The organism is Olleya sp. KJ81-1 (assembly GCF_055808135.1).
The window spans coordinates 2864027-2887570 of the sequence record NZ_CM147854.1 but is presented as its reverse complement, the minus strand read 5'-3'; the positions used below and the strand labels follow the sequence as shown (position 1 = coordinate 2887570).

The window sequence follows — 23544 nt, the reverse complement described above, 5'->3', positions numbered from 1 at the left end:
AAAATTAATCAGAGTTAAATATATTACAAGACCTTATTTATTATAAAAAAATAAGGTCTTTTTTTATGCTTTTAAACTATATAATTTCTAAGACTAAATTACCTGAAACATCAGTAAAAAATACGATTGACCTATTAAATCAGGACGCAACTATTCCGTTTATTTCAAGATATAGAAAAGAAGCAACTGGAAATTTAGATGAAGTCCAAATTGGAGATATTGTAAAATATAAAGAAGAATTTGAAACTTTAGAAAAACGAAAAACAGCAATATTAAAAGCACTTGAAGAGCAAGATGTTTTAACTGATGCTTTGCAAGCCAAAGTCGAAGCTTGTACTGACTTAACAACGCTTGAGGATTTATACTTACCGTATAAAAAAGCAGAAAAACTAAGGCAGAAACTGCAAGAAAAAATGGCTTAGAACCTTTAGCCAAAATCATCATGTCTCAAAATGCAAATGATGTGGAATCTATCGCATTTAAATATGTAAAAGGCGACGTCAAAACGGTTGATGATGCTTTGGAAGGTGCAAGACATATTATTGCAGAGTGGATTAACGAGCGCACAGATATACGTAATAATTTACGTAACCAATTGGAGCGTCATGCTATGATTTCCACGAAAGTGGTAAAATCAAAAAAAGAAGATGAGAATGCTCAAAAATTCAGAGATTATTTTGAATGGGAAGAAGCATTAAGTCGTATTCCATCGCATAGATTATTAGCCATTTTAAGAGCTGAAAAAGAAGGTTTTATTCGTGTTAAAATTGAAATAGATAAAATAAAGGCGTTAGAAAACATTGACAGACGCATTATTAAAAGCGAAAACGCCTGCGCAGATCAGATTGAGCTAGCCATTAACGATGCTTACAAGCGTCTATTATTCCCATCTCTAAGCAATGAAGCGTTACAAAAAGCAAAAGAGAAGGCTGATGCTTCTGCAATTTCGGTATTTGCAAAAAACTTAAAACAACTATTATTAGGTTCGCCTTTAGGCGAAAAACGAGTACTTGCAATTGATCCTGGTTTTAGATCAGGCTGTAAAGTGGTTTGCCTAGATGCCCAAGGAGTTTTACTGCATAACGAAAACATCTATCCGCATCCTCCAAAAAGCGATAGTATTGGTGCCATAAAAAAACTATCCACCTTAACGGAAGCATATAAAATAGAAGCAATTGCGATTGGTAATGGTACAGCATCCAGAGAAACGGAAGCGTTGGTAAAAAAGATTCAATTTAAAAACGACATACAAGTCTTTGTGGTTAGCGAGGCTGGAGCAAGTATTTACTCGGCTTCAAAAATTGCAAGAGACGAGTTTCCTAATTACGATGTTACCGTTAGAGGTAGTGTTTCTATTGGACGACGTCTACAAGATCCATTAGCAGAACTGGTAAAAATTGACGCTAAATCTATTGGTGTTGGACAATACCAACATGATGTGGATCAAAGCAAACTACAGAAAGAACTGGATGTTGTGGTAGAAAACTGTGTCAATAGTGTTGGTGTAAACATCAATACTGCAAGCACCTCTTTACTTAGTTATGTCTCCGGAATTGGTCCAAAACTAGCCGAAAACATTTTTAATTACAGAAACGAAAATGGTGTTTTTACTAGTAGAAATGCAATAAAAAAAGTACCACGCTTAGGCGGAAAAGCGTTTGAACAAGGCGCTGCTTTTTTAAGAATTAGAGAGGCTAAAAACCCGTTAGACGACTCGGCAGTACATCCTGAAAGTTATAATATAGTCGAAAAAATGGCCAAAGATTTAAAGGTTACTTTAAACGATTTGATTGGCAGTCAAGAGTTGCTTAAAAAAATAGATTTAAAAAAATACTGTACTGATACTGTTGGTTTACTAACCTTAGAAGATATTATTAAAGAACTTGAAAAGCCAGGACTAGATATTAGAGAAGAAGCTAAAGTATTTACTTTTAATCAAAATATTAAAACAATAAACGATTTGGTTGCGGGTCAATTATTACCAGGTATAGTTAATAACATCACTAATTTTGGATGCTTTGTGGACATCGGAATTAAAGAAAGTGGTTTAATACATGTCTCTAACTTATCGGATAGTTTTGTAAAAGATGTTAATGAGCATGTCCATTTACACCAACAGGTTATTGTTAAAGTTTTAGAAGTTGATGTTCCGCGAAAGCGCATCCAATTAAAACTACACAAATAAAAAAAGCATCAATCTATAGGTTAGATTGATGCTTTAAATAAAACTAATTTAATAGCGTTAAGATGCCATTTTAGCTTTGACTGTAACCTTTAAGTTATTGTCAATAATGTCTTTCCAGTTTTCTATTCTTCGTGCTTCATAATCTTCTGTAAAAGCTTCATCTGTGTCAAAAAAACTGATCACGACAGCTTCTTTATTTGGCGTATAAAAAGAGATTTTTAAATCCAAATGTTTTAATCTTGTTACTTTATCTATGTCTTTTTTATAGTCAGAAAGCACTTCGCATGCCTTGATTTCAGACAATTCTAAATTAAATACTTGGTTTTCATCTTCCTTAAAAGCAATATAGGACAGTACTTTTTTATCTTCGGTTAAACCGATAAATTTATTGTTCCAAACCTCTTTTAAATTGTACTTAAACCCGTTGGATTTTAATAAATTTTCGGCTTTATGCTTTGTTTTTGTAGTGTTATTTAAACCTTTAAAGATGAATATAAAAAAAGGCACGAATACGCTTAATGATACTAGAATAGCTAGTAGTGTGAATGAAATTTTCATTGTTTTAATATTTTGATTTAATGTATAAGAAATCAACACATTGTCTTTACAGAAAAGACATGTATTGCAATAGTTAATAAAAACGTATTGCGCTTATGTAAACCAATGAAAAGGGTAAATAATCTGTGTTTTAGACAGTCCAACATCTATAGACCTGTTAGTTTTTTGATACACCAAGAAATTTTCTTGCTGCTCTTTACTAACTGCATTTATAAAAGCTAACTGCTTAAAAAAAGTAATACTGTCCTCTGGCTGTACGTTAACTGTAAGATCAATTTGAGAATTTACAATTATACCTTGAGAGTGTAAGGCTGCACTAGACTTTACTGTGTGTTGCGGAAACGTATTTTGCACGACAGATGCGACCTCAACTTCAGAAGCGAAGAAGGTAGACAACCCTATTAAAAGAGAAATAACTAAAAAGTTAAGTCTTGCCATGTTATACTTTAATTTGAAGTACAAAGGTATACGATAAGTTGTTAAGAAGATGCTAAATTATAAAACTTCGATAATTTTTTTTGAAAAGAGTTAGTATTAAATTTAAAACTTGAACCGTTAATCTACCTATGCTTAAAATAGCTTATCATCCTATTTACTGTCATCCATTGCCTGAAGGACATCGTTTTCCGATGTTAAAATACGAGTTGCTTCCTGAGCAATTAATCCATGAAGGCACTTGTACTGAGGCTAACTTTTTTGAACCGAATAGAATGCTAAACGAAGCGCCAATATTGGCAGTACACGATCCTGAGTATTTTTACGACTTACTTAATATTACATTGGATCCGCGAGCTGCACGTAAAATAGGTTTTCCGTTAAGTGAGGTGTTAATTGAACGTGAAATAGTTATTGCAGATGGAACCATAAAAGCAAGTAAGTATGCGATAAAAAATGGCATTGCTATGAATATTGCTGGCGGAACACATCATGCGTATACTAATCGTGGTGAAGCCTTTTGCATGTTAAATGACCAAGCGATTGGTGCTAGATTTCTTCAAAAAAAAGGACTAGCAAAACGTATTTTAATCGTAGATCTGGACGTGCATCAAGGTAACGGAACAGCTGAGATATTTAAGGATGACCCTTCTGTTTTTACGTTTTCTATGCACGGAAAACATAATTATCCGTTTAAAAAAGAACAAAGCGATTTGGATATTGCTTTAGAAAACAATGTTGGAGACACGGAATATCTTTCAATTTTAAAGGACACATTACCCAAACTAATTACAAACTTTCAACCCGATTTTGTCTATTATTTATGTGGTGTAGACGTAATTGCTACAGATAAATTAGGCAAATTAGGACTGTCGGTTAAAGGCTGCAAAACTCGTGATCAATTTGTTTTAGAAACTTGTAAAGCTAACAACCTGCCTGTTATGTGCAGTATGGGAGGAGGTTACAGTCCAGACATAAAAACAATAGTAAATGCACATGCCAATACGTTTAGATTAGCACAAGATATTTATTTTTAATATGTGTAATTTTCACCTAGTTTTTAAGACTATATGGTTATGCTAAAAACATTTACCGAGTTTTCGACTAGCGCCACGCTAAAAATAGCTGATCAAAGCCTATTACAAACATTTACTAGCTCAGAACAAATTGGCTTATATACTTTTATTATCTCTGGTAACAGCACTATTACTGTGCTTGTAGATGGTATTCCTATTGTTTTAAAACCACACCAAATTTTGTCATTAACTCCAATTCAATATTTTCAATTTATTGAAGGTGATGATGGTGTTGTCTATCAATTTAATCGCGAATTTTATTGCATAAAAGACCATGATAAAGAGGTGGGTTGTGCTGGTGTTTTGTTTTTTGGGAATGATACTATTCCGGTGATTTCTTTAAATAAAAATGAGCAGCATAAATTTAATGTGCTGCATGATATGTTTTTAGATGAAATTGAAACAGAAGATACTATTCAGGCCGAAATGCTAAGAATGTTATTAGCACGATTTATAATTAAAACCACACGTTTACTTAAAAACGAAACACCTACTTCAATACTTACCAAAGCTACAGACGAAACTTTAAGACAGTATAACTTATTAGTAGAAACCCATTTTAAAGAAGCACATCAAGTTAGTTTTTACGCAGAAAAATTATTTAAGTCGCCCAAAACATTATCCAATAGCTTTGCTAAATCGGGACAAAGTCCTTTAAAGATTATTCATGACCGTTTAGTATTAGAAACCAAACGTCAATTAATGTATACTGACAAAACTGCTAAGCAAATTGCTTACGATATTGGTTTTGAAGATGCTTCACACTTAAGCAGATTGTTTAAAAAACAAACTAGCATTACCCTTTCTGACTTTAAAAAGGGTTTATAACCTTTATTTAAGGCCATTATTTCTTCATAAAAATACCATTTGGGAAAAATCGACAACTACTAAGGTAATATCGTCGTTTTAAAACCCACTTTCGCGTCGCATCTTTGCACTGTAATATAAAAACAACAGCATTATGAAAACGACCATATCCATATTCAATCTAATTGAAATCTTTACAAAAGCAAAAAGAAAGCTAACCAAAACCATCAACCCACAAGAACATTGTGAGCATAAACAATTACACGATTACTATTGTGATGCAGAAATAAACAAAGGAATTATTGACAATTCAATTATATAAAAACACAACATTAAAAACATAAGATTATGACACCTATTAAAGCACTTAAAAGAGACGAAGTAAACGCAACCAATCAAGCTATTTTTGACCAATTAGAAAAAGCGGTTGGATTTGTACCAAATTTATACGCAACGTATGCAAATAGCGAAACCGCTTTAGAGAATTACTTAAACTTTGCAAATGCAAAAACCTCTTTAAAAGCTAAAGAAAAAGAAGTAGTAAACCTTGCTGTAAGTGAAGTAAACGGTTGCATTTACTGTTTATCTGCACACACTGCAATTGGTAAAATGAATGGCTTTACAGACGACCAAATTTTAGAATTAAGAGCCGGAAAAGCCTCTTTTGACACTAAATTTAATGCATTAGCAGCTTTAGCTAAAAACATTACAGAAACTAGAGGAAAAACAGACGCAACTATCTTAAACAACTTTTTAGACGCTGGTTATAACCACGGAAATTTAATTGATGTTATTGCTTTAGTTGGTGATAAAACAATCTCTAACTACATCCACAATACAACACAAGTCCCTGTAGATTTTCCAGTAGCACAACCATTAGAAGCAGTAATATCTTAATTAATTATAACCTTAAAATAAATAACAATGAAAAAATTAATCGCAACTTTAGTATTGACATTAACCCTTTTAGTATCTGTTAATGCACAAGACAAAATGATGAAACATGATGCTGTAAAAACAGTAGCATTAGAGCAAACTACGGGTGAGTTTACCCAAAAAGGATTAACGATAAGTGAAGGGACTTATATTTTTGAAATAGCAAATAACGCTGTTGGAACAGATGTTGGATTTGTACTAATTAAAAAAGGTGCTGATGCTTCTAACCCAGAAAACCACATTAAAACTGCTTACGTAACTAGTGTTGTTAAGGATGGAGAAACACAAACGTCTAGCGCTACAACATTAGCAAAAGGAGAATACACATACTTTTGCCCATTAAATAAAACACCACAGTACACGTTAACTGTACAGTAATTTATCAGCTTTTAAGTTGATCTAAAAATTCCTGTCTGCGATTACGCGAGACAGGAATTTTTGCATTTCCAGACAAAATCACATAACCTTCATTAAGGTATTTTTGGATATAACTTAAGTTTATTAAATGTGATTTATGTACTAAGTAAAAGTCGTTATGCTCTAATAATTTATTAAAATGCCCAATACTATTGGAGCTTAATAATGGCTTACCTTCTTTTAAATGAATTTTGGTATAACCCGCTTCGCCTTCGCAATGCACTATATTTTCAATTTTAATAAACTCTAAGCCTTCCACAGACGGAATTATAATTTTCTTTTTTTGAAACGTTTGTACGCCTAAGTTTTCAATTAACTGCTTGTTTTTTTGAAGCGCAGATTTATCACTAATATTTTTTTCGGCATTAGCCACAGCTTCTACCAGATCTTTATTATCAACAGGTTTAACTAAGTAACCAATTGCACAATGTTTTATAGCCTCAATAGCATAATTATCAAAAGCTGTTGCAAAAATAATTTCGAAATCAGGATTTTCAAACTGTTTTAACACATCAAACCCACTTAATTCTGGCATTGCAATATCTAAAAACACCAAGTCTGGCTTTAATGATTTAATAAGCTCAATCCCTTCTTTTGGACTTTGCGTTTCTGCAATTATTTGGACATTTGGACATAAACGTTCTAGCTTATTTTTTAGAATAGCCAGCGCTTTACGCTCGTCGTCAATTAATATGGTTTTAATGGTCATAGTCATTTTCATTTAAGCCTTCCTTAAAAATCAAGGTAACTTTTGTTCCTGTTTTGTTGGATGTATCTGCACGATCCTGAATTGTAAACGCTACATCCCAATGTTTACTTTCTTTTAATAAAGCCAAACGCTCTTCTAAAACAAAACTAGAATGTTCTGTATGCGTTTGCTTCTTTTTAGCATTCATAAGTTTAGACTTATTAATACCAATTCCGTCATCTGTAATTTCAACTTTAAAGCTATAATCGTTGATGCTTACAAAGTCAATCCTGACTTCTCCCTTTCCTTTTTTATGAAAAACACCGTGATTAATTGCATTTTCTACAATGGGTTGTAAAATCATTGGAGGCAAAAATAAATCTTGTGTATCCAATGCTTTATCTATATTTAATTGAAAGTCAAAATCGTCTTCAAAACGAAGCTTTTCTATTTGTAAATAATTTTTTAATAACGAAATTTCGTGTTCAACCGAAATACGTTCTTTACGAGAATACTCGAAAAATTGTCGCATTAATTTTGAAAATTTAGAGAGGTAATCTTCACTTTTTTCGACTTCGTTTAACTGAATATAATATTGAATAGCATTAAGCGAATTATGTACAAAATGTGGATTCATTTGTGCCCTAAGCGCGTTTAACTCTAACTCGTGTTGACGTTTTTGATTGTTTAGTTTGGTTTCTAACTGCTCCTGGATGAGTTTGTTTTTACGATTGCTGAACGTCATAAACAAAAATATTAGTGATAAAACCACTAATAAAGCAACTGAAAATAATGCTATGAAAATTAACTCTTTTTCAGACATAAAAAGCTTTTTATTATAAATCCAAACATTAAAATGATGTTAATCGTAATTGGAATACGATAATAAATACCTGACAACCCAAAATATTTTTGCAACAATACTAATGGTAAATAGCCAATATAAAACACTAAACACCCTGTAACAATCCAAAATTTCTGATCGGTTTTAAAATTGACGACTTCATTTTTGGTTAATAAATCAGAAAAAAATACTGTGCTACAAATTAGTATTGCAATTGCTAAAACGACTAAGGGGATTTTCCATAATACACCAAACGCTTGAAAAAACAGACAATAACCAATTGATGCAATGAAGACAGAAATAAAGACGATGACCAGTCTTTTTGTTTGCAATATGGACTTAAACCAAGTAAGTAAAAACAATCCGGATATTATAGTATAAACATTATATACATAGCCACTTTTAATATCACATATAATTGGTAATAGATAGCCTAAACACTCAATAACCAACACAAAACCTAAGAAGTATCTAAAATTACGTTGCGTAGTGTTTTTATAATTTGGCCACATTACAATTGCTAATACAAAAGCTGCAATTTGTGGTAACCACATTAGTAATCTTAATATAATATCTTGGCTAAGCATAATTTAGATTATCCTTTAGTTTTATATTCTATACTATCAGGATCTCCTGCACTACCATAGTTAAGTGGGTTTAACTGGTTAATGTTTTGATGTGGAGCTTCGGTGTTTCTAGTAACTTCTTTAACCGTTGGAATAAAAAATAAGGTAGAGCGCATGACGCTATCCTTGTCTTTTTCAAATTTTACATTTTTGGCTCCAAAATATACTCTTAAACTAATTTCGTCTTTTGCATATTGTTTATCAGTATAAGCTTTGACATATTTAATGTAGTTTTCTAATTCTTCAAGACTAAAACGAATAGCTCTAGAGTCTTTAATATATTTATTGTCCTGCATGTCGACACCTTCTATGGTATCCACTAATGGCTGATTTAATTTTTCATTTATAAATTTATACTGATTTTCAAGATAGTTTTTCTCATACATTTCTGCTTTTTTTAATGAGATTAAACCTGTTGGTTCTTTGTAAGAATCGTTGTTTTTTTGACACTCTTGAAAGAGTAAAAACCCTAGTACTAAACAAATGATTAGTAATGACTTTGATGTTAAATTTTTCATTGGTTGGTGGTTTAAATTAATAGCTAGATTACTAAGTTAGTATTTTACTTTTTAATATATTTTATTACTGTTTGTTTTCTTTTAAAAAGCAGCTTGTCCAACCGTCTTTATTTGACTTATTAAAACCAATGACTTCTGTAAACACATCTTGTCTTGTTTTTAACCTGGTTGATTGATCAAATTGAATGTCATAAAATGGTGTTTTTATCTTTTTAAAAGTTGCCATCACATCTGCTCTAACGTCGTTTTTTAATGTAATAGATGTTACTTCTTGTACTTCTCTAGAGACTAATCTAACATAAGCAATATTGTCCTTCTGTTTGGTAATATGCTTTTTATATTCTGGTTTAATAGAAACATTATAAACGGTATTTATCCTGATATGATCTGACATTTGTTGATTGTTAGAGGATAATGAATCCAAGACTACAATCCCAGATTTTGCTAATTTTTTAATATAACCTAACTCTACTAGACTTGTTCCTGCATTTTGATAGGTCATTTTACCAACATAAATTCCTTTTATAAATTCCACTGGATTTTCAGCATCACAAGCTTTAATGTTTTGTATCGCTAATGCTTTAGTTAAACCATTATTTGCATCTGTACATGACGATAAAATAAGAGATATTATTAGTAGTGTAAATAGTTTTTTCATTGTTTAAAATTTAATAAAACTCAAGACTATTTGTATTAACAGTCTTGAGTTTGTTAGACTAATTTTGAAATTATGTAATGATTATTCTTCGTTTCCGTCGCAAATATTTTCGATTAGTGTGATAATATTTTCAGCTATATTATTAAAATTAGGGACAATCATTTTATCTCCTAAAATATTATTATTAATAAGCTCTAGTTCATAATTAGACGATGCTAATGTGGATACTAAAACTAATTGCACGTTATCCAAATTAGCTTGAGTAGCCAATCCATTTAAAAAGGTATCATCAATAGCAGTATTAATATCATCATCTCCACCTGCTGGTGCATCTGTAATTATAAATACTAGTTTAGTTATACCAGATCTCCAAGATCCCGAAAAATTATTATTTAAAATTTGATCTAATAATAATGCTCCTGGCTCTGCAAAACCATTACCAGAACCCAATGACATATTTGCACTATTTAAATTAGATAATTGCGTGGTAAAAGTTGTTTGATTTGCAGTAGCAAATGGCTCCATCATGGTTAAGTATTGCGCAGTAGTTGTACCAGTAGTAATAACTTGTTTTTGCGCAGCAGGTAAATTAGTATATCCAACCTGAGTATTGTAACTAGGAGTAGTACCTGCAGTAACCTCGTCAAAAACTGATAACGACAATCGGTAATCACCACCAGACTCTGTTACAATACTTGTTGCTATTGATGAAATTGAACTTTTAATACCTTCAATAGCTTCACCCATACTACCTGTATAGTCTATTAAAAACGCTACGTCCATACCAGAGTCACATGAAAATGGAAAGGTATCTGTTGGTGAGGTATAATCGCAAGCCTCGTCATCACTACATGCAGAAGCAAATAAAGCTAAAACGGTTACTACTACTAATTTTATTGATGTGAAAAATCTAGATTCTGAATCGTTGTTTTTCATTTTATATATTGTTTTCATAATTATAATTTTTAATAAATTAAGGCAGTTTTTTGTTTTATATACTGCCTTAATTTGACATTGATTTATAGCTTTTAATTTAATTGATACACACAACTTTAAATTCTGTTCTACGATTAATGGTGTGTTCGTTTTCCGAGCATTGCACGCCATCTGCACAACGATTTAATAATTCTGATTCACCTGCTCCACGAGCAATTAAACGGTCTCTAGAAACACCTTTAGTCATTAAATAATCTACTGTAGATTGTGCTCTTTTTTGAGATAACTCTTGGTTGTATTGGTTACTACCTCTAGAGTCTGTGTGCGATGACATTTCCACTTTAATAGTTGGATTATCTTGCATTAATTTTACAACATAATCTAAGTCTGGTCTTGCTGCAGGAAGAATATCCCATTTATCTAAATTAAAAATAATGTTATCTAATTTAATGGCTTGACCACAAGGATTCACACACATTTCAAAATCAATAAACAGTGATTTATTACGATCAACATCTGATGTAGACACTTCTACTTCATTAGAAAAATAGCCATCTTTATTACCATTTAAAGCATAGGTTGATGCTTGTTTTAAGTGAAAGATAAATGCTCCATCTAAGTCAGACAACGTATTTTTTTGTCCAGCTTTAACTTTGTCTTTAAGAAGAATATCAACCCCTTGAATACCTTTGTCTGTATTACACTCTACTACGTTTCCTTTTAAGATGAAGTTTAAATCACCATATCTAATAACTTTTTGAATGCTATTACCATCTTTCTTACAAGCTTTAAAGTCCTCCTTGGTAATACTAGTTTCTTCCAAATTAACACCATATAATTTTCCTTTAACAATTAAATTGTCTTCGGCAACATCATTAAACACCACAACACCATATGCGTTAGTAATACCAGACTGTACAATATTTCCGTTTAAATCCGTTAAAACAACATCTGTAAAAGGTAATGTTTCGTCTGTATATTTATCTCTAGCAGTAACCGTTACACCACAACCACAAGTTGCACAACATCTAGGCATATGGTCTTCTCCACAAACTTCGCAAACAGATTCTTTTTCTTTTTTATTAAATTTAAAAGTTACACCTGCAAATAGTCCTACTGAAGATATATCACAATCGCAAGGTTCTTCTCTTAACACTGGACCACTTTGATCTAGGCTATTAAAATTTACGTCTACATCGTTAACCGTGTTAAAAGGATGGTATCCTGCAGCTATATTTAATGTTGGATCCAATTGCTCTGTAGCACTAAAATGTTTTAAATAATAAGCGCCAACATTAATTCCAAAATTATCGTTTAAGTAATACGTAAAACGCAATTGTCCTTTAAAACTTAAAACACTAGATAGGTCGTAGCCAGAATGAAAGTTTAGTAGTGTTGACGCTGGATCGTCTGTTAACAATGTTCTTCCACCTTTTATTGACGCTAAACCTACTCTTGTATTCAGCTCTGCAGAGAAACGTCTAGACTGACTACGATATTGGAAATTTGGACCTATACCAAAGAAGACTCTAGAAATATCATCTTCTGACAAGATAAAATTATTAATTGGACCTCCTCCTGGATAAAACAAATTGTCTGTTGGATAGGTGCTTTCTGGTTGGTTTTTGATGTAATCAAAATCAAACCCTAGACCAAACCAATTCCAGTAATAGTCTAAGGATAATCCCAAATCCATTCCACCATTATAATCTATAAAAGGTGTGTTATTGTTATAACTTGGAAAGTCATAACCAATTCTTGGTGACAATTGAAAATAGTTATTGTCATCCTGTTGTGCGTTTGTAGTAAATGCCGAAGCAAATACAAATACGATTAATAAAAATTTTAATAGAGTTTTCATGATTTACATTTTTAAATTTTAGTTATACACGTTTATATAAAGAAGCCTTTAGTTTTGTTACCCTTCTTTATTAAAATTTGCATTAATCAATTTATTGGGAGTTGTCGCTATAGCACAAATGTCTAGAGTTAGACCCTGTAAATAAAGACCAAATAGGCTATTGGTCGTTTTGAATCCATTACTGGTTATAATCAAATCATGAGACATAAAAAAAGCCTGCTATTATATAGCAGGCTTTTTTTAATACGTTAAGTAGGATTACATACTTTGCAGTAAAATTATTGCAAGTATTAAACTAACTAAAGGCAAACTTAACAATAATGTTAGATTGTGACTGCTTGCTTTACTTCTGTTAAACTTAGCGTTAAGTACCTTTCTAGTTTTACCACTGTACTTTAACCAGTTTTTAATATGTATTGCTATCGCAATAAGCACAAATAAGGTCCATGCTTTTTGACTTGAAATAGTAGATGCATTCATTTTGGTTAAAAATGTTGCGGTAAAAACACCTAATAAAAAGAATAAGGCGATTTGTAACGCAGAGATATAAGCTAAAGCAATAGTATTAGCCTTTTGTTTAAAACGCGCTTTAAACGCAGTGAAAACAGTAAAAAAAGTTGATCGAATGTTGTCATAAATTGAATAAAAAAACCTGCTACAATGTAGCAGGTTTTTTTAGATATTAGTTTTTGCAAAAATTATTCTGCAGAAATTTTTACGTTATCTACTTCCCATGTTGAAGCAGCTGAACTTGTTGAAGTATATTTAAAAGCAATAAATACATTTCCACCAGCAGCAGCAGATAAATCTAAGCTACCAGAATCAGTCCAAGATGACCAGCTACCTTCGTTAGTATCTAACGTTGGTGCTAATGCAACCCATGTTCCGTCTGTATTAGGATTTCCTCCTGTATAATCTGTAGCATAAAATACTTCTAAGTTATTACCACCATAACGTTTTACTGTTTGGAAAGATAAAAATGCAGATGGTACTGAAGATAAATCAATTGGTAATGAGATTAACCAATCTTCGTTTGTTTGTGCTCCACTAGCAAAACCATTCATAGTTGCACTATCACTTGGATTACCAAAGCTGTTATAATACCACTCTTGTGCACCTGTAACGCTAAACGTTGTCCACTTATCTAAGTTAGCAGCAGAGAATGAATCTTGAAATAAAGGATCACATCTAAAACCATCCATTACTACATCATCTGTAGTATTTAAGTTGATAATTAAGTCATAACCATCATAAGTTTTGTTTACTATCCCAGAGATAGATCCTTTTCCATCTGTTGGTAATAATTCATTTTTAAAAGCAGCAAAAGTACTAGATTCTAAAGTAAAAGAACCAGCGTCTGAACAGCTTTCAATAGATCTTTGAGAATCAAAATCGTCTGTAGGATCTACGTAAGGTTTGTTTTCTAAACCTGCAGGAAATTGTACGTTAACTAATTTTACAAACATACCAATATGCTCTTCTCCTACATCAGATAATTCTAATTCTACAGGCATAAGTGTTTCTGTAGTTGTTGATCTAAATAAGTGGTTAGGTATTTGGTTAGATGTCATTTCTAAAACATCGTTATCAAACGTATCAAATTTACCACCAATAGTTACAACATCATCACCAGTATTAGTTTCACCAATGTATAAATCTTTAAGATAGATATAAACTTCTCTACCTTTATTAAATTGGTTATAAGTATCTGCTTGATTTAACACTACTTTTAAAGTTTGTGTTGGGTCTGTTGGACTGTCTTGGATAAAAAATTCTTTATAAAAGTTTCCTGTTTCGTCACTTGAAGACACATAACCTTTAACCGCTATTTCTGATACAAATTGCGTCGCTTCGTATTGAACAAAGTTAGATTTAACTTGAGTTATTGTTTGTAACTCAACTTCTCCTGATTCAATTTTTGAAAGTAATTTATTTAAGGCAGCATTCTCTTCATTTCCTTGAGATTCTGGAACTGAATAATCGTCATTTTCTACACAAGAAGTTACAGCCAATAAAGCCATAAAACTAAATGCTAATGTTAAAAATTTATTCGTTTTCATAATTGTAATGTTAATTATTAATAATTTTTCTTTTTCTTTTTAAAATCTAAGATACACATTTACAAAGTAATTAGCACCTCTACCATACCAGTATTTAGGTCCAAAAACTCTTTTTTCAAGGTTTACATCATCTCTTAAAGCTCTGTAATCCGCACGTCTACCTTGTTCAAAACCTCCAGTTTTGTATTCTTTATCTAAAAGGTTACCTACACTTGCAAAGAAACCAATAAATTTATCTCCAATCTTCCAAGACTTACCTCCAACTAAATTTACTACCATGTAGCTATCAAATTTTTCTTGTTGTAATAACTCTTTTGCAATTGCTGGATCGTAATCGTTATACGGTAATCCATCTGCATCTGTGTAAAACTCAGTTGATCTAGATAATGGACTTACGTCTATGTAAGCATTATCAAAAAAGTTAGCTGTTGCACCAAACCACCAGTAATCTGGATCTCTGTATTCAAATCCAACTGAATAAGCTGTTTGTGGTCCACCTGCCACTTTATAATCCTTTAAGTTAGATGTACTAACTAATCCAGATGTGTTAACAACATCTCCACCTTGTACATCAATAAAATCCTCTGAAGTTGATGTTACATATAAGTTTGGATTATTGTTGTAAGTATATTGTCCTACAGATGCTGCACCTTTTAATTTAATAGTAGGTGTTACTTGTGCTTCTATACCAAACTCTCCACCAATGTGTTGTTTTTCTACTCCTGATAATACCTCTTGGATAAATCCTGTAGTACTACCTTGTGTAAAGAAGAAACCTACTTCGTTAGCATCTTCTATTTTAGTATAAAAACCTGTTAATTTAGCTTTGATAATTGGAGATCTAAAGATATAACTTGCATCTACTGATGAGATTTTCTCTTCAGTAATATTAATATCTGTATTATTTACACCATTAATAACACCAACATAATCATGACTTTCTCTTGAGTTTGTATACGTGTTTCTAATAGAAGGTGCTTTAGCGATATAAGCTCCATTAAAATCTAATAAATGTTTACCAGATATTTTATAAGTAAAACCTGCTTTTGCACCATATCCTGTAAATTCGATTTTATCTCCTTTACCAAATGAGTTGTCTCTTTCAATACCGTTTTCGATATATACTTGGTTTTCGTTTTTATACAAACCTTCTCTTTGGTAATCTGTTTTTGTTACGCTTCCTGCTAAATAAAAATCAACTTTGTTGTATTTGAATTGAGCTTGAGCAAAACCAGATATTTCGTTAACATATAAATTATAGTTGTATCTAAATTTATCTCCTACAAAAGCAACTTGGTCAGGATTGTTTAAATCAAATTGATTTTGACTGAAAGAATCAACATTTAAAGCTCCTGTTGTGCTTCCTAATAAATCAATAATTTCAGCAAAGTTTTCAGAATCTAATTTTTTATAATTTACACCTGCATTAAACAGAATGTTTTGGTTAATCTCAGTATTAAAAATAGTATTTAATGTTAATTGCTTATCATCATTTCTATCTTCATATAATACGTAGGCAGCATTTGCACCAGTTATATTATTAGTTAAGTTAGCATCTAAAATTCTGTTCCAATCAATTTGACCATCATTTAAAAACTCTTGTTCAGCTTCATATGCACCAGCTAAATCGTCATCTTCAAGAAAATAACTTGGTAGGTTTTGGTAGTATGCAGGACTTGGATTTTCACCTCCAGCATAGTCTAAACGACTGTTTCCTACTTTACCAAATTGGTAACCTATGTTTGTATTTAAGCTTGTTTTTTCAGTGATATCCCAATAATGGTTTAACATTAAAATTGGCTCTTCCACTTCTTTAATACGAGAATTTTTTTGCTCTCCATCAAAATCTCCCCAAAACTCATTATACTTAATACCTTTAAGGTCATAAACCTCTTGTGTATTTGCAGAAGATTTCCCTCTTCTGTTTGGTGCGTATATAGATGTAAAGTTAATGCTATGCTTATCGTTTATTTTCTTTTCTACAGAAGCAAAAAATGAATTTGAATCATATAATGATGCATCCTGAAAACCTTCGTCTCCCCAACGTCTACCAATCATAAGTGTATATGCCCAACCATCTTCCATTAATCCAGAAGCATAACTAGCCATTAAACGATTTGTATAACTTCTGTTTGAAGAAGAGTATGTAATACGACCACCTTCTCTGTAATTAGAAGCTCTAGTATTAATATTTGTAGATCCTAATACACCTCCAAATGTGTAAGCTGATGGTGTTAACCCTAAACTTAACTCTTGGTTACGCATGACGTCGTTTAATCCTCCCCAATTACTCCATTGTGGACGACCAGTATCTTGCTTATTCATTTCAACACCATTAATTAATACCTTGGCGTTGTCAGAATCTAAACCTTTAATTCTGAAAAATGAAGAACTAAATTCAAAAGCAGCTGTACGCTGAAAAATGTCTTGAGAAGCAGATAACAATCCTGAAATATTATCAGAACCACTTGTGTCATCATTTAACTCGTCATCAGATAAAGTAATGGTAAATAAATCCTGCTCGTTTGTAACTGCTAGATCTAAAGTCATATCTTGGATATCAAGCGTCTTACCTTCGTTGATAATGATTGGATAAAACTTTGTAGTAAATCCATCTTTTTCAATTTTAAGAATTTGCTCTCCTAAAGGGACTTCATTCTTAAAAGTAAACTGACCAAACCCATCTGTTTTTTCAGTCAATACTGTTTTTTGAATGGATACTGTTACATCTGGAATAGGCTCATCCGTTACTGCGTCCTTAACACTACCTTTAACTGTAGTTTGTTGTGCAACAAGCGTAAACGTTGAGAAAATTCCGAATAAAAAAATTAAAAAACTTTTTTTCATACTAGAAATTATAGTTAATAAAAATGCTTAACCGTTAAATAATCATTATTTAAGGCGTGCAAATTTACATTATTTATAATAAATATCTACTTTTGGCAGGAGTTTTGTATTAACATAACTATAACATAATATTAGAATACATGAAAAATTTTAAATTCTGGGCTGCAGCGTTTTGTTTAACGGTTGTTTTTTCTGTAAATGCTCAAGAAAAGAAGAAGTTTAAAGTACATACTGTTGCTTTTTATAATCTTGAAAATTTATTTGACACGATTAATGATCCAACAAAATATGATGAGGCTAGTCCAATGATGGAACTTAAAGCAGATCGCTCTGAAGTGTACAAGAAAAAAGTACATAACATGGCACGTGTTATCGCAGATGTTGGAAGTGACGTTACTAATAATACACCTGCACTTATCGGAATTTGTGAAGTTGAAAACATTAATGTAATTGAAGATGTTGTAAACGACCCTTTATTATTAGGTAAGGATTATGGTATAGTACATTTTGATGGTCCTGATAACAGAAGTATTGATGTTGGTTTACTTTATCAAAAATCATTATTTCAAGTGGTATCAAAAAGCACACATACTTTAAAAATTTACGATGATAAAACACGTAAACGCGTTAACACAAGAGACCAACTATTAGTTACAGGAAAATTAGAAGGAGAAACAATGCACATTATTGTTAACCACTGGCCATCTAGAAGTGGTGGAGAAGCTAGAAGTAGACCAAAACGTGTTGCTGCTGCTAAGCTAAACAAAAGTATCATTGATAGTTTACAATCTATAGATCCTTATGCAAAAATTATTACTATGGGAGATTTAAATGATGACCCAACAAATTCTAGTGTTAAGGATGTTTTAAAAGCTGAAAGCGATAAAAACAAAGTTGACTTTAAAGGTATTTACAATCCTTATATTGACATGTTTAAAAAAGAAGGATTAGGAACTACTGCTTATAGAGATGCATGGAGTTTATTTGATCAAATCATGATAACTAAACCTTTTTTAGACAAGGATTATTCAAACTTTACCTACTATAAAGCAGGTATATTTAATAAATACTATTTAGTAAACAAAAAGGGTCGTTACAAAGGTTATCCTTTAAGAAGTTTTGCTGATGGTGGATTTACTAATGGGTTTAGTGATCACTTCCCTGTTTACATCTACCTAGTTAAGGAGGTAAAAGACACTGACACCACAACTGAAGCAGAAGTTAAGAAGAATTAATTTTTAAATTATATAAAAAAAGCGACCTTAATTAAGGTCGCTTTTTTTATACTATAAATTTAACCATGCTTTCCATGGTATTTTAGCTAACACTAAAACTAATGCAATGCTGTAAAAGATTGCAATTGACTTAAGTTTGTTAGTAGATGTTAGTTTCTTTTTATGCTTAGAATATCCAATAGTAATTAAGGCTACAGCTAGAATCATAGCAACAGGATGCTCAACAACATTTGATCGCATTGTTGCATTTTTCATGATTTCGCCCATACTCATTTCAGAGAAGTAGTCTGCAGCAAACCAAAGCACAATACCAATTAACAAATGTATATGAGATACAATTAATGTAAAAAGAGACATTCTAAAATCTCTTGCTTCATACTCCTTTTTTGTCACTGTTTTATACACTGCGTTAAAGGTTGCCACTACAATCATAAAAAGCACTAAATATGCCCAATAATGATGTAACCATTTTAATGTTGAATACATATATTTTTAGTTTATTAATTAAGTTATAAAGGTAATAATTAATTACATAAAAAAAGCCTCTTCAATTGAAGAGGCTTTTAAAATTTATTCTGTGTTATAAATTAGAAATCTATTGGTATACCCAAATTCCTCCCATTTTAATAACAGCAAAGTCTTCAGTAGTATTACTACCATTGTAAACTTCTATAGTAACAACATACTTTTGCTCTTCAGCAGCAGAAGGATCCATTTGGTTTAACACCACAGCTACTGCTTCAAGTACCATTGGGTTTGTCCATTCTGCACTGTTACCAACTCTTCTGTCCATATTCCCATAGTTTAACATACTTGCAGTTGCTGTTGGATAATCCGCCTCTAAAGCAGATGCTATAGTAACGTAATCTTCAGCAGCTAAAGTATATCTAATTGTATTATCTGGTACCCAAAGACCATTATCAAATCCAAACTGAAGCGTTGTAGATATAGTAGATTGATGAGCTTCAAACTCGCCATTAACTACAGTGTACAAGTTACCTCTTCTTTGTGCTCCTGAAGAACTAGAGAAATAATCGTAAACAATAAATAACTCCTCATCCTCTTGACCGTAAGGGAAATTTAAATCTAAGAACGTTGGTAAATAAGAGTTTGGAGATAATGAACTACTAAAGTTATTATACTCACCTGGTTGTCCAGAAGCTGTACCCATTGCGTCATAATCTGCAGAACTTAAGTAATAAACACCTTCCATTGCTACCCATGTACCACCTGAGTACATAAAGTATTCTCCTTTAGAGTTTGTTGTACCTGTTGCACCTAGAGTTTTAATAGCTATGTTAGAGATTCTCCATCTTCCTGCATCCGCATCTGTAGATTCATATTTTAAAGCTACATTAATAACTTGACCATCGTAAGCAGAAAAATCGTAATCTTCTGAAGCAGCCATATCACCAGTAGCAGGATTTGCTAATGAAATCTCATCCCACGTAGCAGTTAATACATCTCCTGTGTAATCTGTAGACACTAAAATTTTCACTAACGAAGCATCTCCAGCAAAATCAAGCTCTTGAGTAATCTGAAATTTAAGATCACTCTCATCAGTTAAGTCCACTGAAGGAGATACCAACCATTCTTCATTTGCTACTTGTGTCCCAAAGTATCCATTACCTTGCACATAACCTGTAGCAGATGTCCAAACATCATTAGCACCTGACTCTTCTGCTATTGTCCATCCTTCAAAACTACCTGCAAAGTTATACTCTACTAAGTTAGCTAAACCAACAACTGGGTTTTCTGTATATTGCTTGTATTTTGCTAAAACTACTTGTCCTTCAGTAGGAGCAGTGATTTGAGCAGTTAATACATCAGGAATTTGAGATGTTGCATTTACATTTGGGTAAAATCCAAAAGCATCACTACCTGTAGTTGCATAATCAGAATTAGTTAATTGGTAAATATCAGAATTAGTTAAATCACTAACACCTTCAGCGTTTCCAACATATAATTGGTATCCAACTAAAACTGAAGATCCTTGACCCCAAAATGGATATTTATTAGCTAAAAAATCTGGCAAAAGCGCTTTAGCTTCCTCAACAGAATTAAAACTACCAAAACCTAATTCTAACTCATCATAATCATCACTTGTAAGTGTGTAAGATTCTGATCCTTGAATTGGATCTGCTGATGCATCTAAGTCATTATAGATGTCTTCAATAGGGTTACAACCCACTAAGGTTATCCCTAAAATTGCTAAACAATAAATTATTCTTTTCATTTTAAATATTTTTTAAAAATTAACTTTTAATGCTACACTGTAAGTTCTACCAGCTCCATAATATACTTGAGCTTTTAAAGCAGTACCATCGATGTCATTAGCATCAGAAACATACTCTGTATTGAAAACATTATTTACTTTTCCTATTAAAGTTGCATCAAAAGATCCGATTGCAAAACCATGTTTTAAACCAACATCAAATAATCCAAAATCAGGCACTTCCCATACATCTGGTAAATCTGCACTCCCTCTGTTTGTTACATCATAAGAAGCATAGTTGTCACCTGCAAAGTTATAATCAACATAAATATTAGATTTTTGAGCTAATTTATAATCTAAACCTAAAGCGAATGTAGTTTGAGCAGCATCACCTACTTTAATTCCATCTGCAACAACTTCTACAACGTCAATTGCATCTCCTGCTTGATCTCTAATAATTGCTGATACATTACTTTTCCATTGCCAATCTCCTAATGAAGCCATACCTGTTAAAGTAATATTGTCATTTGCTTTATATCTAAAATCAACCTCAACACCTTGGTGTAAAGCATCGATCCCTTGTAAGTTGTAGAAAAATAAGTTTTCTCCAGTTCCAATTGAACCGTTAAGAGATTTGTCTAACCATTTAGTATGGTAAACGTTTACGTTTGCACTAAATTTCTCGCTACGGAAACCGTAACCTAACTCTGCACTAAACACTTTTTCGTTTACTGCTCCTCCATTTGGAACAATTCCATCTTCATCTAAAAATACATCATCTAAAAATGGCGCTTTAGAGAAATAACCAACATTTACAAAAACATTATTGTTTATGTCTAAGTTATAGTTACCACCTCCTTTAATACCATAACCAGAAAAATCAACTGCATCAGACTCTCTGCTACCAACTATAGTATTGTTCATATATTCTCTTTGCTTATAGTTACTGTTAGAAATATCTCCAGCAATAAACAAATTTAATTTCTCAGAAACTTGATATTCTGCTTGTGCAAATAAACCATATCTATTAACAACACCGTCGTAATCTTTATTATATCTATCTCCTACTTTAAGTGGTTGTCCAAAAGCAAATGTATCAGTCTCATTATCTAAGAAAAATTGACCTCCTAATAAATCATCCACTTGGTACCAGTGTGATCCAACATAATAGCGTGCATCTAAACCTCCTGATAATGTTAATTTATCATTGATAGATGTTTTATACGTGGATAATACACCATACCATTCGTGAGAGTTTCTAGAAGAAGAAATAATATCACTAGAACCATTTACTCCATTAGCTTGATTTTCTGCAACTATTTTATCAAAATCGATAGGTTGTAAACCTGAAGTACCAATTCTGTAATCATCAGATCCAATTTTAGATCCTTCATCTCTACGTCCACCTCCTGAACCAAAAGAAGCATATACTGCTGTAGATAAAGCTGAATTATCATCTATATTCCATAAGTGATTTATAGACATTTGTGGTTTGTGGTAAAAGTTATAAGATTGGTGATAAACTTCTCCGTTTTTATAACCCCAATCTCTATTTGCTTTTTGCGGTCCTGAATCTGTATCTTGTAATTCTTCAATAGTAGAACGATTAAAACGTTGACCGTGTTCTTGTTGAGAACCAAAAGCTGTAAATGATAATCTGTGAGCTTCGTTTATTTGTTGTGATAAACTAAGAAAATAATTATATCCTGAAAACTCTGTTCCGTCAACATAACCATCACCTGAAATTTTTGAAGCACTAACTGTTGCTGCAAAACCTTTATCACTTAAACCTGTTGAATATGTCATTCCGTATTTGAAATATCCATCATTAGCGATACTTGTACCAAAACTTCCTCCTTCTTCAGCGTCAGTAGTTTTAGTAATAATATTAATTGTACCTCCAACAGAAGCTACTGCTACTTTAGACGCTCCTAAACCTCTTTGTACTTGCATAGTAGATGTTACATCACCTAAACCTGCCCAGTTACTCCAGTAAACAGCTCCATTTTCCATATCGTTAACTGGAACACCGTTAATCATTACAGCAACGTTTTCTGAGTTAAATCCTCTTAGGTTAATTCTACTATCTCCATAACCACCACCTTGCTTAGTTACATAAACTCCTGGTGTAGATTTTAATATTTCTGGAAATTCTTGAGTTCCTAATTTAAGCTCAATATCTTTAGCTTTAATTGTAGACACTGCAACTGGTGTTTTTCTGTCAACTGCTACAGATGCAATAATCATAATTTCATCCAAAGAATTACCTGAACTTAAAGACACATTACCTAAGTTAGTATCTCCGTTGAATGGCATGCTAATTGTACCATAACCAACGTAAGAAATTTCGATAACTCCTGAAGGCGATTTAGTTTTTAAAGTAAAATTTCCATCAAAATCAGAAGTAGTTCCATTTGTAGTACCCTTCTCTACAACACTAGCAGTAGGTAGTGGTGAGTTTAAATCGGCATCCATAACTGTTCCTGTAACAGTACTTTGAGCCATAGTAAATGCAGTAAACATAAGTGTTACTGCTAAAAACATAACTTTAATTGTGTTTTTCATTGTGTTTAATTATGATTTGTTAGTTTCAAATTTTGTGCAAAAATACGACTAATTATAGTTGTAATATTAACTTAATG

The 23544-nt window shown here is 32.1% G+C and carries 21 protein-coding genes and 1 pseudogene; 7 read left to right on the top strand and 15 right to left on the bottom strand.

Translation table 11 applies throughout. From position 1 onward, the window contains the following. Positions 1–65: 65 nt before the first annotated feature. Positions 66–2185 (top strand): annotated as a pseudogene (locus AC0L3M_RS13530) (Tex family protein). Between the two features lie 57 nt (positions 2186–2242). Here the strand turns inward: AC0L3M_RS13530 and AC0L3M_RS13525 are convergent. Then, a complete protein-coding gene (locus tag AC0L3M_RS13525; protein WP_473431111.1) occupies positions 2243–2743 on the bottom strand; it encodes a hypothetical protein in 501 nt (166 codons plus the stop codon). Positions 2744–2836: 93 nt separating this feature from the next. Continuing rightward, positions 2837–3181, bottom strand: coding sequence for a hypothetical protein (locus tag AC0L3M_RS13520; protein ID WP_473431110.1), 345 nt, complete (start codon positions 3179–3181; stop codon positions 2837–2839). Positions 3182–3309: 128 nt separating this feature from the next. Here AC0L3M_RS13520 and AC0L3M_RS13515 point away from each other — a divergent pair, with 128 nt between their 5' ends. The 5 genes from AC0L3M_RS13515 to AC0L3M_RS13495 all read left to right on the top strand — a co-directional run bounded on the left by AC0L3M_RS13515 (position 3310) and on the right by AC0L3M_RS13495 (position 6375). Then, on the top strand, positions 3310–4215 hold the full coding sequence (locus AC0L3M_RS13515; RefSeq protein WP_473431109.1) for a histone deacetylase family protein: 906 nt from the start codon (positions 3310–3312) through the stop codon (positions 4213–4215). A gap of 39 nt (positions 4216–4254) precedes the next feature. Continuing rightward, positions 4255–5082 (top strand): helix-turn-helix domain-containing protein, encoded by an 828-nt coding sequence (locus tag AC0L3M_RS13510; protein ID WP_473431108.1) that lies wholly within the window; start codon positions 4255–4257, stop codon positions 5080–5082. 133 nt (positions 5083–5215) lie between these two features. Next, positions 5216–5383 carry a hypothetical protein gene (locus tag AC0L3M_RS13505; RefSeq protein WP_473431107.1) on the top strand — a complete coding sequence of 56 codons (168 nt, stop codon included), beginning with the start codon at positions 5216–5218 and terminating at the stop codon, positions 5381–5383. A gap of 26 nt (positions 5384–5409) precedes the next feature. Then, positions 5410–5958: a carboxymuconolactone decarboxylase family protein gene (locus tag AC0L3M_RS13500; protein ID WP_473431106.1), complete on the top strand. Its 549-nt coding sequence runs from the start codon at positions 5410–5412 to the stop codon at positions 5956–5958. A 27-nt stretch (positions 5959–5985) separates the two neighbouring features. Next, positions 5986–6375 carry a plastocyanin/azurin family copper-binding protein gene (locus tag AC0L3M_RS13495; protein WP_282069757.1) on the top strand — a complete coding sequence of 130 codons (390 nt, stop codon included), beginning with the start codon at positions 5986–5988 and terminating at the stop codon, positions 6373–6375. Between the two features lie 4 nt (positions 6376–6379). On the opposite strand, the gene AC0L3M_RS13490 is transcribed toward AC0L3M_RS13495, so the two are convergent. The 10 genes from AC0L3M_RS13490 to AC0L3M_RS13445 all read right to left on the bottom strand — a co-directional run bounded on the left by AC0L3M_RS13490 (position 6380) and on the right by AC0L3M_RS13445 (position 17452). Next, positions 6380–7123 (bottom strand): LytR/AlgR family response regulator transcription factor, encoded by a 744-nt coding sequence (locus AC0L3M_RS13490; protein ID WP_473431105.1) that lies wholly within the window; start codon positions 7121–7123, stop codon positions 6380–6382. Then, positions 7113–7925 carry a sensor histidine kinase gene (locus AC0L3M_RS13485; protein WP_473431104.1) on the bottom strand — a complete coding sequence of 271 codons (813 nt, stop codon included), beginning with the start codon at positions 7923–7925 and terminating at the stop codon, positions 7113–7115. The genes AC0L3M_RS13490 and AC0L3M_RS13485 overlap by 11 nt, the downstream gene beginning before the upstream one ends. Then, positions 7907–8533 carry a hypothetical protein gene (locus AC0L3M_RS13480; protein ID WP_473431103.1) on the bottom strand — a complete coding sequence of 209 codons (627 nt, stop codon included), beginning with the start codon at positions 8531–8533 and terminating at the stop codon, positions 7907–7909. The genes AC0L3M_RS13485 and AC0L3M_RS13480 overlap by 19 nt, the downstream gene beginning before the upstream one ends. Positions 8534–8541: 8 nt before the next feature. Beyond that, positions 8542–9090: a hypothetical protein gene (locus tag AC0L3M_RS13475; protein ID WP_473431102.1), complete on the bottom strand. Its 549-nt coding sequence runs from the start codon at positions 9088–9090 to the stop codon at positions 8542–8544. A 64-nt stretch (positions 9091–9154) separates the two neighbouring features. Next, positions 9155–9748 carry a hypothetical protein gene (locus AC0L3M_RS13470; protein WP_473431101.1) on the bottom strand — a complete coding sequence of 198 codons (594 nt, stop codon included), beginning with the start codon at positions 9746–9748 and terminating at the stop codon, positions 9155–9157. Positions 9749–9829: 81 nt separating this feature from the next. Further along, on the bottom strand, positions 9830–10702 hold the full coding sequence (locus AC0L3M_RS13465; RefSeq protein WP_473431100.1) for a hypothetical protein: 873 nt from the start codon (positions 10700–10702) through the stop codon (positions 9830–9832). A gap of 79 nt (positions 10703–10781) precedes the next feature. After that, positions 10782–12545 (bottom strand): OmpA family protein, encoded by a 1764-nt coding sequence (locus AC0L3M_RS13460; RefSeq protein WP_473431099.1) that lies wholly within the window; start codon positions 12543–12545, stop codon positions 10782–10784. Positions 12546–12803: 258 nt separating this feature from the next. Next, positions 12804–13025: a hypothetical protein gene (locus AC0L3M_RS13455; protein WP_473431098.1), complete on the bottom strand. Its 222-nt coding sequence runs from the start codon at positions 13023–13025 to the stop codon at positions 12804–12806. Between the two features lie 218 nt (positions 13026–13243). Beyond that, the gene (locus AC0L3M_RS13450) at positions 13244–14605 is read right to left on the bottom strand and encodes a DUF5689 domain-containing protein (RefSeq protein ID WP_145005686.1); all 1362 of its coding nucleotides are present in this window, start codon (positions 14603–14605) and stop codon (positions 13244–13246) included. A gap of 39 nt (positions 14606–14644) precedes the next feature. Next, positions 14645–17452 (bottom strand): TonB-dependent receptor, encoded by a 2808-nt coding sequence (locus AC0L3M_RS13445; RefSeq protein WP_145005683.1) that lies wholly within the window; start codon positions 17450–17452, stop codon positions 14645–14647. A 140-nt stretch (positions 17453–17592) separates the two neighbouring features. On the opposite strand from AC0L3M_RS13445, the gene AC0L3M_RS13440 reads away from it, so the two are divergent. Continuing rightward, positions 17593–18687 (top strand): endonuclease/exonuclease/phosphatase family protein, encoded by a 1095-nt coding sequence (locus tag AC0L3M_RS13440; protein WP_473431097.1) that lies wholly within the window; start codon positions 17593–17595, stop codon positions 18685–18687. Positions 18688–18738: 51 nt separating this feature from the next. Here the strand turns inward: AC0L3M_RS13440 and AC0L3M_RS13435 are convergent, their stop codons facing one another. The 3 genes from AC0L3M_RS13435 to AC0L3M_RS13425 all read right to left on the bottom strand — a co-directional run bounded on the left by AC0L3M_RS13435 (position 18739) and on the right by AC0L3M_RS13425 (position 23467). Then, on the bottom strand, positions 18739–19173 hold the full coding sequence (locus AC0L3M_RS13435) for a hypothetical protein (protein ID WP_145005677.1): 435 nt from the start codon (positions 19171–19173) through the stop codon (positions 18739–18741). A gap of 109 nt (positions 19174–19282) precedes the next feature. Further along, on the bottom strand, positions 19283–20923 hold the full coding sequence (locus AC0L3M_RS13430; protein WP_473431096.1) for a choice-of-anchor J domain-containing protein: 1641 nt from the start codon (positions 20921–20923) through the stop codon (positions 19283–19285). Between the two features lie 12 nt (positions 20924–20935). Next, complete coding sequence (locus AC0L3M_RS13425) at positions 20936–23467, bottom strand: TonB-dependent receptor (protein ID WP_473431095.1); 2532 nt, start codon at positions 23465–23467, stop codon at positions 20936–20938. Between the last annotated feature and the right edge of the window lie 77 nt (positions 23468–23544).